This is a genomic window from Rathayibacter oskolensis (assembly GCF_900177245.1).
Classification (GTDB): Bacteria; Actinomycetota; Actinomycetes; order Actinomycetales; family Microbacteriaceae; genus Rathayibacter; species Rathayibacter oskolensis.
This window is the reverse complement of record NZ_FXBM01000004.1, coordinates 92,545-104,743: the sequence shown is the minus strand read 5'-3', so window position 1 is coordinate 104,743 and position 12,199 is coordinate 92,545. Positions and strand designations below refer to the sequence as shown.

Sequence of the window (12,199 nt, the reverse complement as noted above, 5' to 3'; positions counted from 1 at the left end):
TTGATGGTCGCCTCCCGCCCCTTCACTCAGGACACCGTGAACACGCCTCAGAACCCCCGCTTCCCCTGGATCGGTCTGCTCACCCTCGCCGGCGCCATCTTCGTCTCGGTCACGAGCGAGTTCCTGCCGACCGGCCTGATCCCCGACATGTCGCGCGATCTCGGCGTGAGCATCTCGCTGACCGGCCAGCTGGTCACGATCTTCGCGGCGACCGTGGTGGTCGCGACGACACCGCTGACGCTCGTCACCCAGCGCTTCTCGCGGAAGAGCCTCGTTCTCGTCGCGCTCTGCACCATCGCTGTGGCCAACGTGCTCGCCGCGCTGGCTCCGACCTTCGAGCTGCTCGTCGGCGCGCGGATCCTCGGCGGGCTGGCCCACGGCCTCTTCTGGGCGGTCGTCGCCGCCTACTCCGCCCACCTCGTCGCACCCGAGCAGCTCGGCCGCGCGACCGCGATCACGGCGGGCGGAGGCTCCGCCGCGTTCGTCCTGGGCGTCCCCGTCGGCACCGCTCTCGGACACGCCTTCGGCTGGCGGCCGACCTTCGCGATCCTCGGCGGGATCGTGCTCGTCCTGGCCCTGGTGGTCGTCAAGTTCCTGCCGGCCGTCGACCACCGCATCCCGGTGAAGACGGGCGAGATCCGCCTCCCGGCACGCAAGGACCGCACCCTGCCGCGGATCATCGGCGTCTGCGTCGTGATCCTCCTGGTGCTGATCGGCCAGAACACGCTCTCGACCTACATCACGCCGTGGCTCGAGGACGCCTCGTTCTCGCCCGACAGCATCCCGCTGGTGCTGTTCGCGTTCGGAGGCGCGGGGGCGGTCGGTCTCGTCCTGGCCGGCTTCGCGACCGACCGCTTCCCGCGGCGGGGGTTCCTCATCGCGGCGATCGCCGTGATCCTCGCCCTCGCCGGCCTCGCCCTCGCGGCGGGCGCGGGCGCGACGGCCGCGGTCGTGGTCGCGGCGGTCGTCTGGAACATCGCCTTCGGCGGCATCCCGGCGATGCTGCAGACCCGGATGCTGCGCACCTCGTCGTTCCAGCTGCGCAGCCTGGCCGCTGCCCTGCAGACGACCGCGTTCAACATCGGCATCGGAGGCGGCGCGATCGTCGGCGGCATCGCGATCGACACGAGCGGCCTCCAGGTGCTGCCGTGGGTCGCGATCGGGATCGTCGTCGTCGGGCTCGTCGTGAGCCTGGTCCTCGAGGCGCGGACGGCCGGCGCGGTGCCGGACGAGGCCCCGCGGGCGAGCCGCGTCACCTCGTAGGTCTCGCGGCGTTTCCACGAGCCGGAGGTGCCCCCTACGGTGAGAGGGTGGGGCGCTGCAACGACTTCGACGCCGTCCGGCTCGCCGCCGCCCTCGCCGTGATCGTCGGACACGGCTTCGTGCTGCTGGGCGAGCCGGCGCCCCGGCTGCTCGGGCTCCCGCTGCACTCGCTGGGCGTCTCGGTGTTCTTCTGCGTCAGCGGCTACCTCGTCGCGGGAAGCGCTGAGCGGGCCCCCAGCGTCGGCCGGTTCCTCCGGCACCGGGTGCTGCGCATCGTCCCGGCGCTCGCGGTGGTCGTCGTGGTGACGATGCTCGTGATCGGGCCGCTGGCGTCGTCGCTGCCGCTCGGCGCCTACCTCGCCTCCGGCGAGACCTGGGCCTACGGGCTCAACCTGCTGCTGCTGGCGCAGTACGAGCTGCCGGGGGTCTTCGACTCGTCCGCCCACGCGCGGCCGGCGGTGAACGGGTCGCTGTGGACGCTCGGCGTCGAGTTCTGCTGCTACCTCGCGGTGCTGTCGATCCGGTTCGCGCCCGCCCACCGGCGCGGCGCGCTAGCGGTGGCCGGCCTCGTCGGGACCGTCGCGCTGACGTTAGTCGGCGGCGCGATCGGCGCGGCGGCCGAGCTGTGCGCCTTCTTCGCGGCCGCCGCGGCCCTGCGCCTGCTGGTCCCTGCGCAGTGGCTCCGGTGGCCGTCGGGAACGGCCGCCGCGGTCGTCCTGCTCGCCGCGGCCGGCACTCCGCTGCAACCGGTGGCCCTGTGGGTCGCGCTGCCCGTCGTCGTCGTCGCCGTCGGCACCGGGTCGACTCCGCTGCTGCGGCGGGCGGCGCGCTGGGGAGACCTCTCCTACGGGCTGTACCTCTGGGCGTACCCGGTGCAGCAGCTCGTGATCGACCGGGCGGGGCGACTGCCGGTGCTGCCGAACCTCGCGCTCGTGCTGGCGATCACGCTCGTCGTCGCGCTCGGGTCGTGGTGGCTGATCGAGCGGCCGGCGCTGCGGTTCAAGGACGCGCAGGCGGCGCGGGTGTAGGCGGTCGGGGCCGCGGCGCGAGGGCTCCGCGACGATAGCCTCGTCACGACCGCTGGCCGCTGCCGCGGTCCTCCTCGAGCCCGACGACGATGGTGGGAGCAGCACCGATGGAACTCCGCCGATGAGCGCCGTGCTCGGCCTGCACCACGTCGCGATCATCGTCAGCGACTACGAGCGCTCGAAGCGCTTCTACCTCGACCTGCTCGGCTTCCGGCTCGACTCCGAGGTGTACCGGGCCGATCGGGAGTCGTGGATGGCGAACCTCAGCCTGAACGGGTCGTACCTCCTCGAGCTGTTCACCTTCCCGGAGGCGCCCGACCGCCTCTCCGATCCTGAGGCGCTCGGCCTCCGGCACCTCGCGCTCGCGGCGGCGCACCCGGAGTCGGTGCGAGCCGGCTTCGTCGCGGCGGGGGTGGAGTGCGAGCCGATGCGGGTCGATCCGCACACGGGCCGGGCGATGTTCTTCGTGCGCGACCCCGACGGCCTGCCGATCGAGATCCACGAGGTCTGACGGCGATCGGGCCTCACGCGGGAGGCGCGGTGCTCCCGCGGACGACGAGCCTCGGCTCGATCAGCGGCAGCGCGTCCACCTCGTCCCCGCGCAGGAGCGCGAAGACCCGGTCGACGGCGAGCTGGCCCACCTGAGCGAAGTCCAGGTGCACCGTCGACAGGCTGGGCCGGTAGAAGCCCGCCTCGGGCACGTCGTCGAAGCCGATGACGCTCCTGTCGCCGGGGACGCTGATGCCGTGGTCGTCGAACGCCTTGACCACGCCGAGCGCGAAGGGGTCGTTGGCGGCGAAGACCGCCGTGACGTCCGGATCGGCCGCGAGCTCCACTCCGGCCCGGTACCCCTCGGCGACACTCCAGTCCGCCGTGCGGACGACGGGGCGCACGACGCGCCGCGCGGCCGCGAGCTCGGTCGACCAGCCGCGCTCGCGCGCATCGGAGGCCATCCACCCGTCGGGCCCGCGCACGTGGGCGACGGTGCGGTGCCCGAGGTCGAGCAGGTGCCTGACGGCGAGCCGCGCACCCTCCACCTCGTCGATCGACACACTGGAGGACCCCGGGGCGGATCCCTGCTCGAAGGTGACGACGGGGACGGAGGTGTCCATCCCGCGGAGCGTCTCGACCGCGCTCACGAGCGGGACCAGGACGATGATGCCGTCGACCTCGTCGGCGGTGAGCTCGTCGAGCGCGTGGCGGATGCTCGAGCGGTCGACGTCGCCGAGGGTGATCAGCCGCGTCGAGTACCCGTTGCGCCGCGTCTGCTCCGAGATGCCGTAGAGCGCGACCGACGGCCCGTGCACCGAGAGCGAGTAGCTCACGACTCCGATGTTCCGGGTCTTGCTGCTCGCCAGAGCCGACGCCGCCGTGTTGCGGCGGTAGCGCAGCTGAGCGATCGCCTGCTCGGTCCGCGCGCGGATCTCGGGGGACACGTTCGGCGCGCCGTTGATCACGCGGGAGACCGTCTGCTGCGACACCCCCGCGAGGGCCGCGACATCGACCATCCGAGCTCCGTGCGAACGGGACGAGGCCCGGCTCACGTCGCGATCCCGCACAGGCGGAGGGCGATCGGCGGTTCGGTCGAGGCCATGGGTCGATTATGCCTCGCGCCGAACCGCCGACCGCGTCAGGGGCGTCGGTAGCGGAGCACCTCGGGGTGCCGCTCGTAGGGCCACTCGGCCTCGGGCACCATGTACTTCGTCGTGGTGTAGCTGCCGTCCATGGTCGACTTCAGCGACGGAGGCCCGTCGAAGCCGATGACCCCCCAGCCCACCCGGTTCTCATTGCCTCCGTACACCGGGTCGCCGTAGAAGCCCTGCCGGGTGTTGAGCACCAGCAGCGGGAAGAACTCGAGGAAGTCCTCGTTGACCGGCTGGTTGCCCGCCGGCGCTCCTCCGCTGCCCTGCCCGTCGGACTCGGCGAAGAGGAACCGCACGGGCTTCTCCTCCCTCGAGAGCGCGACGAGGACCGCGTCCTGCTGCTCGTCGTCGAGATCGACGAAGCTCCCTCCGAACGTCTCACCGGCCAGACGGTCGAGCTCGAGCACCCCCTCACGGTAGAAGACCCGCCGGCTGTCGATCCGCTCCTGCCACGCCTTCTCCTCGAGCCCCTCCATCCGGAGCCAGCCGATGCCGTCCGCGGCGGGGAACACGAACGCCGTTCCCGAGAGCATGCGATCGATGAAGCGCACCACCTTCGCCTCTCGGGCGCCGGGGTGGTGGTCCGTCGGGATGATCCGCGCTGTGGCGGCCTCGATCGTGTCCCACTCGTGCTGGTCGAAGAACAGCGGTCCGTCGACGTCGCGCGTCGAGATCGGTACTGTGACCCACTCTGCCTGTCCCATGATCGTCCTCTCCTTCGTCTCTCGTCCTCAGTCGTCCGACGTCCAGCCGCGGGAGTCGACCGCGATGATGCGGTCGCTGCAGCGCCAGGCGTTGGCCATGATCGTGAGCGCCGGGTTGATGCCCGTCGCGGTGGGGAAGAAGCTCGCGTCGAAGACGTAGAGGTTCGGCACCTCGTGCGAGCGGCACCACTTGTCGACGACGGAGGTGGCGGGGTCGTTCCCCATCCGCACCGTGCCCAGCTCGTGCGAGGTGTTGCCCGTGATGCGCTCCATGTTCACCGGCACCACCTTCTTCGCGCCCGCGGCCTCGAGGATCTCGCCGTTCTTGGCGACCTGCCACTTCTCCTGGGCGAAGTCGTTGGGGTGCGGGGTGTGAGTGATGCGCGCGACCGGGAGCCCCCAGGCGTCCTTCACCGTCGGGTCGAGGTCGACGCGGTTGCTCTCGCGCGGCAGGTCGTGCAGCAGGATGCCGATCTTCATCGAGTGGTTGAAGAGCTCGCGATCGGCGTCCTTCGACGCCTGGCCCCAGCTCGGGCGCCCCGGGAAGCTCCAGTTCACCGGGTGCCCGATCATCGAGGGGAAGATCAGCGAGCCGAGGATGTGACCCCTGCTGGCGTCGGTCTCGTAGAAGTCGAACGAGCACAGGCTCATGTAGTGGCCGGCCCAGCCGTACAGCGGGTCGCTCACCTCACGGTCGAAGAGCCCGACCGAGAACGAGTACTGGTGGAACGTGGCGTTCTTCCCGACCTGGCCGCTGCCGTTGGCCAGCCCGTCGGGGAACTGCGCGGACTTCGACATCAGCAGGAGGCGGGGCGTCTCGATGCCGCCGCCCGCGACGATCACGGCGTTCGCCTTCTGCACGAACTCGTTGCCGCCCTCGTCCTGGTACCGCACGCCCGTCGCCCTGCCGTCGGGGCCGACCAGGATCTCGCTGACGTAGCAGTCGGGGCGCAGGTCGTAGAGCCCGGTCGCGACCGCGTCGGGGATGAAGTTGATCAGCGTCGACGACTTGCCGGTGCCCGGGTCGGGGTACTGCTGCCAGAACCCGTTCTCGCTGAACGGCTGACGGCCGCGGTACGGCTCGGTGACCATGCCCTGCGGCATCGGGAACGTCGAGTGCCCGAGCGTGTCCATGGCGGTCGCGAAGGTGCGGCCGATCTGGCTGAGCGGCGAGGGCTTGGTGGGGTAGCCCTTCGAACGGCGGCCCTCCCAGCGGTTCGCGCCGGCGAGGCCGGACGTGCCGAACTCCCACTCCACGCGCGTGTAGTACGGCTCGAGCTCGTCGTAGGTGATCGGCCAATCGACGAGGCTCGCGCCCTCGACATCGCCGTGCAGCGAGCGGAGCCTGAAGTCCGACTCGGTCATGCGGGGGACCATCCCTCCCCAGTGCGTGGTGCCGCCGCCGACCACCTGCGGGGTGGCCGAGAAGTTCGTGACCACCGCCTCCTCGCTCTCGTTCTGCCGGTACGTGCGCGGCTTGAGCTTGGGGTCCTGCCAGATGAAGTTGCGGTTGAGGTACTTCAGCTCGTCACCCGAGGCGTGCTCGGGCTTCAGCCACGGGCCGCGCTCGAGGCCGACGACCCGCAGTCCCGCCTCGGTCAGGACCTTGGCGGCGGTCGCGCCGCCCGCTCCGGCCCCGACGATGACGACGTCGACCGGCTCGGGGTTCTTGATGGTGCTCATCACGGTGTTCCTTCCTGGACCCTGCGGGTCACTTCTCGATGCCGTCGCGGCCGACCGCGGCGAGCGGGAGCAGCGCGTCCCAGAGCTCGTCGGGGATCGCGGTCTCGGCGAGGGCGAGGGTCTGGTCGATGCGGGCGGGCTCGGACATGCCGACGATCGTCGAGGCGACCCGAGGGTCGCGCGTCGAGAACTGGAGCGCCGCGGCGGCCAGGGGGACGCCGAAGTCGGCGCAGAGCCGCTCCATCTCGAGGACGCGCGCGATCGTGCGCTCGCCCACGGGGGCGTAGCAGTAGCGCGGAACGGCGCGGGGGCCCTTCACGAGCATGCCTCCGCCGAACGGGGCGGCGTTCACGAAGGCGACACCGCGCTCGCGGGCGTCGTCGAGGAGCGGAGCCGCGGTCTGCTCGACCAGCGTGTAGCGGTTGTGGCTGATGACGGCGTCGAACGCGTCGGTGGCCAGGTACTGCAGCTCGAGGTCGATCGGGCCGCCCGCCACTCCGAGGTAGCGGATGACGCCCTCGTCGCGGAGGCGGATCAGCGCGTCGAGCGGCCCGCCGGGAGCCGTGCCCTCGTCGAAGCTGATCTTCTCGGGGTCGTGCAGGTAGACGAGCGGAAGGGTGTCCAGGCCCAGGCGCTCGCGGCTCTCCTCGACGGAGCGGCGCACCCGGTCTCCCGAGAAGTCGCTCGAGCCGGGGAGCGGGTCGACCTTCGTCGCGATCACGACGCCGTCGGGGACGCCCGCGTTCTCGCGGATCGCGGCTCCGATCCGGCGCTCGCTGTCGCCTCCGCCGTACTCGTTGGAGGTGTCGATGAAGGTGAACGGGCCGTCGAAGACCCGGCGGATGGTCGCCACGGCGACCTCCTCGCTGACCTCGTAGCCGTACTGGGCCGGGAAGCTGCCGAGGGCGCTCGTCCCGACGCAGATGCTCGAGACGGTGAGGTCGGTGCGGCCGAAGGGGCGCAGGCTCGCTGCGGTGCTGTCGATGGTCATGGTCGTCTCTCTCTTCGTCGAGTGTGGTGAGGCTGATGAGGGGTGGCGCTGTGCCGGGTCACGAGGGTGGCGCCGACGGGCGGGATCACGACGTGGTCCGCGTCGTCGGAGCCCATGAGGGCGAGGATCCGGTCGACGGCCAGCCGGCCGACCGCCTCGAAGTCGAAGCGCACGGTCGTCAGGCCGGGGCGGAAGTAGCGCGCCTCGGGGATGTCGTCGAAGCCGACGACGCTGACGTCGGCGGGGACCCGGAGTCCGGCGTCGGCCAGCGCCGCGAGCAGGCCGAGCGCCATCTGGTCGTTGGCGGCGAAGACCGCCGTGAGCTCCGGGTCGGCCGCGAGCTCGGTGCCGGCGCGGTAGCCCGAGCAGGTGGACCAGTCGCCGACGACGGTGGGGCTGTGGGGGCGGCCGGCCGCGCTGAGCGCCGTCGACCAGCCCCTGATCCGCGCGTCCGTGGCGAGCCAGCCGCTGGGACCGGCGAGGTGGTGCACCGTCCGGTGGCCGAGTCCGAGGAGGTGCTCGGTCGCGAGCCTCGCCCCCGCCACCTCGTCCGTCACGACGGTCGCTCCGGAGGGGGTTCCCCCCGGCTCGAAGGCGACGAGCGGTACCGCCGCCTCGAACCCGTCGATCGCGTGGACGGCCGAGGTCAGCGGCGCCAGGACCACGATCCCGTCGACGAGGTCGGCGACGAGGTGATCGAGGGCCGCTCGGATGCTCGACCGGTCGACCGCCCCGAGGGTGACGAGGTTGGTCGCATAGCCCGACCGCCGTGCCTCGTCGGCGATGCCGGTGAGGGCGACGGACGGCCCGTACTGGGCGAGCCCGAAGCTGACGATCCCGATGTTCATCGACCTCCGGCCGGCGAGCGCCCGGGCCGCGGGATTGCGGCGGTAGCGCAGCTGGCCGATCGCGCGCTCGACGCGCTCCCGGATCTCGGGGGTCACGTTGTGCGAGCCGTTGACGACGCGGGACACCGTCTGCTGCGAGACCCCGGCCAGCCGTGCGACGTCGACCATCCGGGCCCCGCGGCCGCCCCCCGGTGCCTCCGCGGGCCTGGACATCGGCTCAGCTCGCCCGGGCGACGCGGCGACGGGGACCGTGCTTGGCGAAGAAGGCACCGATGCGCGCGACTCCTCCGGCGCTCGAGAGGAACACCGCGATGATGATCACCCCGCCCTTGATCACCAGCTGCGGCTCCGACGAGATGCCGACGAGGTTCATGATGTTGATGATCGTCGCGAGGACGAAGACCCCGATCACAGCGCTGATCGGGTCGCCCTTGCCTCCCATCAGCGATGCTCCGCCGACGACCACCGCGGCGATCGCGTCCAGCTCGTAGCCGACTCCGATCAGCGACGAGCCCTGCCGCAGCTGCGCGGCGGCGATCAGGCCGGCGAGGCCGGCGAGCAGTCCCGACATCGTGTAGGTGATGATGAGGTTGCGCGCGACCGGCAGACCCGACAGGCGGGCCGCCTCGGGGTTGCCGCCGATCGCGTAGAGCGACCGGCCGAACGTCGTGAACCGCGCGACCAGTCCGGCCAGCACCGCGACGACGATGAAGATGAGCACCGGGCTGCGGACCCCCAGCACTTCGGCGCGGGAGAACTCGTCGATGAAGCGCTCGTCGAGGATCTGGATCAGGCTCGTCGACTGGATGATGTAGCTGAAGCCCTTGATCGCGCTCATCATCGCGAGGGTCGCGATGAACGGCGGGATGCGCAGCCACACGATCAGGAGGCCGTTGATCAACCCGGCCGCCGCGCAGCAGAGCAGCGTGAGGGCCGCCGACAGCTCGGCCGAGAGCCCCGACTGTAGCGTGAGGGCGACGACCACCGTCGACAGGGCGAGCGTCGACCCGACCGACAGGTCGATGCCTCCGGTGAGGACCACGAAGAACTGGCCCACCGCGAGGACCGCGACGATCGAGGCCGCCGCGATGACGTTCTCGGCGTTGCGCAGCGTCAGGAAGTCGGCCGACACGTAGTAGCCCACGACGATGATCGCGACCAGCACGAGCACGAGGTAGCTCTTGGGGAGGATGCGGCGGGCGAGCGACCCGGCCGCGGAGGCCGGTCGCTCGGTCACCGCCGCGAAGGAGGAGGTGTCGGGTCGCCGCGAAGCGGGCGGCCGTTCGAGGGTGTTCTTGGGCATGGTCGTCTCATCCTTGAGGTCGTGAGGGGCCCGGCAGCGCCGGAGGTGGGGTCGCCGGTCAGGCGAGGCGTTCGAGGAGCGCGGTGCCGCGCGGATCGATGTCGTCGTGCTCGAACTCGGCGACGACGCGGCCGCCCGCCATGACGAGGACGCGGTCGCACATCATGGCCTCCGAGATCTCGGAGCTGGCGATGATCACGGTGCCGCCGGAGGACGCGAAGGCACGCAGGAGCTCGTACATGTCCTCCTTCGCGCCGACGTCGACGCCGCGGGTCGGCTCGTCGCAGACGAGCAGCGAGGAGGAGCGCACGAGCCAGCGGGCGAGGATGCCCTTCTGCTGCGTGCCGCCGCTCAGGGTCTTCATCGACTGGTTGACGCTCGAGACCTTCATCCCGAGGCGCTCGATCATGTCGAGGGCCACTCGGCGCTCGCGCCGGGTGTCGATCACCGAGAAGCGGCTGAACATCGGCATGCTGGCGAGCGTGATGTTCGCCGCCACACCGAGGTCGGGCACGAAGCCCTGCGCCTTGCGGTCCTGAGGGAGCAGTCCGATCCCGTGCCGGATGGCGTCCCGGGGCGACGAGAAGCTGACCTTCTCACCGGCCACCTTCATCCGCCCCGAGGTCTTCCTCCGGGCGCCGGCGAGCAGACCCGCCAGCTCGGACTGCCCGCTGCCGATGAGGCCTGCGATGCCGAGCACCTCGCCGCGGCGGAGCTCGAACGAGACGTCCTCGACGCGGCCCTCCTCACCGAGACCCGAGACCGAGAGGAGGACCTCGTCGCCCCCGCCGGAGCCCAGCCGGGGGCTGCGCTCCCCGCGGAGGGCGGCGTCGGCGATCGAGCCCTCGAGGCTCTTGCCGATCATCGCCGTCACGACGTCGGAGGGCGAGCTGTCGGCCGTGGTCATGCTCGCGGCGGCGACCCCGTCGCGCAGCACGGTGACGGAGTCGCAGAGCGAGTAGACCTCGTCCATCCGGTGCGAGATGAAGATCAGCGTCACGCCCTCGGCGGCCAGCTTGCGCAGCACCGTGAAGAGCTTCAGCACGTCGGGTCGCGGGAGGGTCGAGGTCGGCTCGTCGAGCAGCAGCACCCGCGCGTTCTTGCGGAGGGCCTTCGCCAGCTCGACCGCCTGCTGCTCGGCGACCGAGAAGCTCGAGACCGGCAGCCGCACGTCGAGATCGAAGCCCACTCGCGCGAGGGCGGTGCGGGCCTCGGCGTTCATCCGCGCCCAGTCGACGCGGCCGGCCGTGAGCGGCAGCTGCCCGAGGAAGATGTTCTCGGCGACCGTCAGCGACGGCACGAGGCTGAGCTCCTGGTAGATCGTGTGGATGCCCGCGGCCTGCGCGTCGGCGGGATCGCGGAACCGCTGGGCGACTCCGTCGAGTGTGATGACTCCCGCATCCGGGGTCTCGGCACCCGAGATCATCTTGACGAGCGTCGACTTGCCGGCCCCGTTCTGACCCGCCAGGGCGTGGATGCTCCCGCGCCGGACGGCGAAGCTGACGCCCTTGAGGGCCTGGACCCCGGGGTAGCTCTTGGTGATCCCCTGGAGGAGGAGCTCGACCGGGCGGTCGTCGAGGGCCCGGGCGCCTTCGCCGTCCGCGGTCGGCGCGGTGCTCATTCGTCGTCCTTGGCGCGCACGTAGGTGTCCTCGGCGATGTAGTAGTCCGCCGCGTTCGCCGGTGTCACGACCGTCGTGTCGATGTAGAGCGTCTTGTCGGGGCAGGCCGCGGTGTCGCCGTTGTACGCGGCGACGGCCATGCGCACCGCCTCGGCACCCTGGTCCCACGGCTGGTTGGAGGCCGTCGCGATCAGCGGTCCGGTCGGGTCGTCGACCATCTGCTTGACCGAGACCATTCCTCCGTCGTAGCTGGCGAGGAGGACGTCGGGGCCCCAGAGGCCGGCCTGCTGGAGGCCCTGGACGACGCCGCCGTTCATGACGTCGCTCATGCTGTAGACGATGTTGAGGTCGGGGTTCGCGGTGGCCGCGTCGCGGATCGGGTCGAGCGCCTTGTCGGGCTTCCACTCGCCGTACTTCGTGTCGAGGTAGGTGACCTCGATGTCGGGGTGCTCGGCCATGACGGCGTCGAAGCCCTCCTTGAAGCCATTGAAGCGGAGGTCGCTGAGCACGTCGCCCGGGAATCCGCCGATGCCGACGATCTTCACGGGCTTCCCGTCGAAGCGCTCGAGCGCCTGGTTCGCCGCCTCGGTCCCGGCGAGCGACCCGGTGTACCCCTGGTCCTCGGCGACGTAGCAGAACATGTCGGGCACGAGGGAGGCGTCGAGGCTCGAGTTGACGGTCACCAGCGGGATCCCGGCGTCGGCGAGGGAGGCGACGGAGGGGCCGACCCCGATCGGGTCGTTGGGGTTCATGATGACGACGTCGACGTTCTTCGTCTCGAGGGTCTGCACGTCGGAGTTCTGACGGACCGTGTCGCCGTTCGCGTCGAGGAGCTGGATGGTGGCGCCCAGCTTGTCGGCCTCGGCCTGGCCGCCCTCGACCAGGGTCTTCCACCAGTCGCTGCCGCTGATGCCGCGCTGACTCCAGCCGATGACGAGGCCCTCGCCGCTCGCCTTGTCCTCGGAGGAGGCGGCGGTGTCGGCGCGGCAGCCGGTGAGCGCGAAGGCGGCGGTGAGGAGGAGCGTGGTGCCGACGAGCAGGCGTCGGGGACGGGTGTTTCTGGGCATGATCGTGCCTTCCACTTCGTTGTGAGGGTGATCGGGAGTGCAGTGGGT

General features: G+C 71.1%; 11 protein-coding genes. 3 read left to right on the top strand and 8 right to left on the bottom strand.

What is annotated here, in order from left to right; genetic code table 11:
* Positions 1–3: 3 nt before the first annotated feature.
* From B9Y99_RS17635 to gloA2, 3 genes are all read left to right on the top strand, one after another.
* Positions 4–1,263 carry an MFS transporter gene (locus tag B9Y99_RS17635; protein ID WP_085477961.1) on the top strand — a complete coding sequence of 420 codons (1,260 nt, stop codon included), beginning with the start codon at positions 4–6 and terminating at the stop codon, positions 1,261–1,263.
* Positions 1,264–1,310: 47 nt separating this feature from the next.
* Entirely contained in the window at positions 1,311–2,291 is a 981-nt protein-coding gene (locus B9Y99_RS17630; protein WP_165759678.1) for an acyltransferase family protein, read from the top strand.
* A gap of 121 nt (positions 2,292–2,412) precedes the next feature.
* Positions 2,413–2,802, top strand: a complete 390-nt coding sequence (gloA2, locus tag B9Y99_RS17625) for an SMU1112c/YaeR family gloxylase I-like metalloprotein (RefSeq protein ID WP_085477959.1) — start codon at positions 2,413–2,415, stop codon at positions 2,800–2,802.
* A 13-nt stretch (positions 2,803–2,815) separates the two neighbouring features.
* Here gloA2 and B9Y99_RS17620 read toward each other — a convergent pair whose 3' ends face one another.
* From B9Y99_RS17620 to B9Y99_RS17585, 8 genes are all read right to left on the bottom strand, one after another.
* Positions 2,816–3,799, bottom strand: a complete 984-nt coding sequence (locus B9Y99_RS17620; protein WP_085477958.1) for a LacI family DNA-binding transcriptional regulator — start codon at positions 3,797–3,799, stop codon at positions 2,816–2,818.
* A gap of 122 nt (positions 3,800–3,921) precedes the next feature.
* Positions 3,922–4,638, bottom strand: coding sequence for a gluconate 2-dehydrogenase subunit 3 family protein (locus B9Y99_RS17615; protein ID WP_085477957.1), 717 nt, complete (start codon positions 4,636–4,638; stop codon positions 3,922–3,924).
* Between the two features lie 27 nt (positions 4,639–4,665).
* Entirely contained in the window at positions 4,666–6,321 is a 1,656-nt protein-coding gene (locus tag B9Y99_RS17610) for a GMC family oxidoreductase (RefSeq protein ID WP_085477956.1), read from the bottom strand.
* Positions 6,322–6,349: 28 nt separating this feature from the next.
* Positions 6,350–7,312 (bottom strand): aldo/keto reductase, encoded by a 963-nt coding sequence (locus B9Y99_RS17605; RefSeq protein ID WP_085477955.1) that lies wholly within the window; start codon positions 7,310–7,312, stop codon positions 6,350–6,352.
* Positions 7,309–8,328, bottom strand: a complete 1,020-nt coding sequence (locus B9Y99_RS17600) for a LacI family DNA-binding transcriptional regulator (protein ID WP_085477954.1) — start codon at positions 8,326–8,328, stop codon at positions 7,309–7,311. Before B9Y99_RS17600 ends, B9Y99_RS17605 begins: the two co-directional genes overlap by 4 nt.
* Before the next feature lie 49 nt (positions 8,329–8,377).
* The gene (locus tag B9Y99_RS17595; RefSeq protein WP_085477953.1) at positions 8,378–9,463 is read right to left on the bottom strand and encodes an ABC transporter permease; all 1,086 of its coding nucleotides are present in this window, start codon (positions 9,461–9,463) and stop codon (positions 8,378–8,380) included.
* Between the two features lie 58 nt (positions 9,464–9,521).
* The gene (locus B9Y99_RS17590; RefSeq protein WP_085477952.1) at positions 9,522–11,084 is read right to left on the bottom strand and encodes a sugar ABC transporter ATP-binding protein; all 1,563 of its coding nucleotides are present in this window, start codon (positions 11,082–11,084) and stop codon (positions 9,522–9,524) included.
* Complete coding sequence (locus B9Y99_RS17585; protein ID WP_085477951.1) at positions 11,081–12,151, bottom strand: sugar ABC transporter substrate-binding protein; 1,071 nt, start codon at positions 12,149–12,151, stop codon at positions 11,081–11,083. Before B9Y99_RS17585 ends, B9Y99_RS17590 begins: the two co-directional genes overlap by 4 nt.
* Positions 12,152–12,199: the final 48 nt, after the last annotated feature.

Excerpts from the sequence above, each read along its gene's own strand:
- B9Y99_RS17635 (WP_085477961.1), top strand. The coding sequence starts at position 4 with ATGGTCGCCTCCCGCCCCTTCACTCAGGACACCGTGAACACGCCTCAG.
- gloA2 (WP_085477959.1), top strand. The coding sequence starts at position 2,413 with ATGAGCGCCGTGCTCGGCCTGCACCACGTCGCGATCATCGTCAGCGAC.
- B9Y99_RS17620 (WP_085477958.1), bottom strand. The coding sequence starts at position 3,799 with ATGGTCGATGTCGCGGCCCTCGCGGGGGTGTCGCAGCAGACGGTCTCC.
- B9Y99_RS17615 (WP_085477957.1), bottom strand. The coding sequence starts at position 4,638 with ATGGGACAGGCAGAGTGGGTCACAGTACCGATCTCGACGCGCGACGTC.
- B9Y99_RS17610 (WP_085477956.1), bottom strand. The coding sequence starts at position 6,321 with ATGAGCACCATCAAGAACCCCGAGCCGGTCGACGTCGTCATCGTCGGG.
- B9Y99_RS17605 (WP_085477955.1), bottom strand. The coding sequence starts at position 7,312 with ATGACCATCGACAGCACCGCAGCGAGCCTGCGCCCCTTCGGCCGCACC.
- B9Y99_RS17600 (WP_085477954.1), bottom strand. The coding sequence starts at position 8,328 with ATGGTCGACGTCGCACGGCTGGCCGGGGTCTCGCAGCAGACGGTGTCC.
- B9Y99_RS17595 (WP_085477953.1), bottom strand. The coding sequence starts at position 9,463 with ATGCCCAAGAACACCCTCGAACGGCCGCCCGCTTCGCGGCGACCCGAC.
- B9Y99_RS17590 (WP_085477952.1), bottom strand. The coding sequence starts at position 11,084 with ATGAGCACCGCGCCGACCGCGGACGGCGAAGGCGCCCGGGCCCTCGAC.
- B9Y99_RS17585 (WP_085477951.1), bottom strand. The coding sequence starts at position 12,151 with ATGCCCAGAAACACCCGTCCCCGACGCCTGCTCGTCGGCACCACGCTC.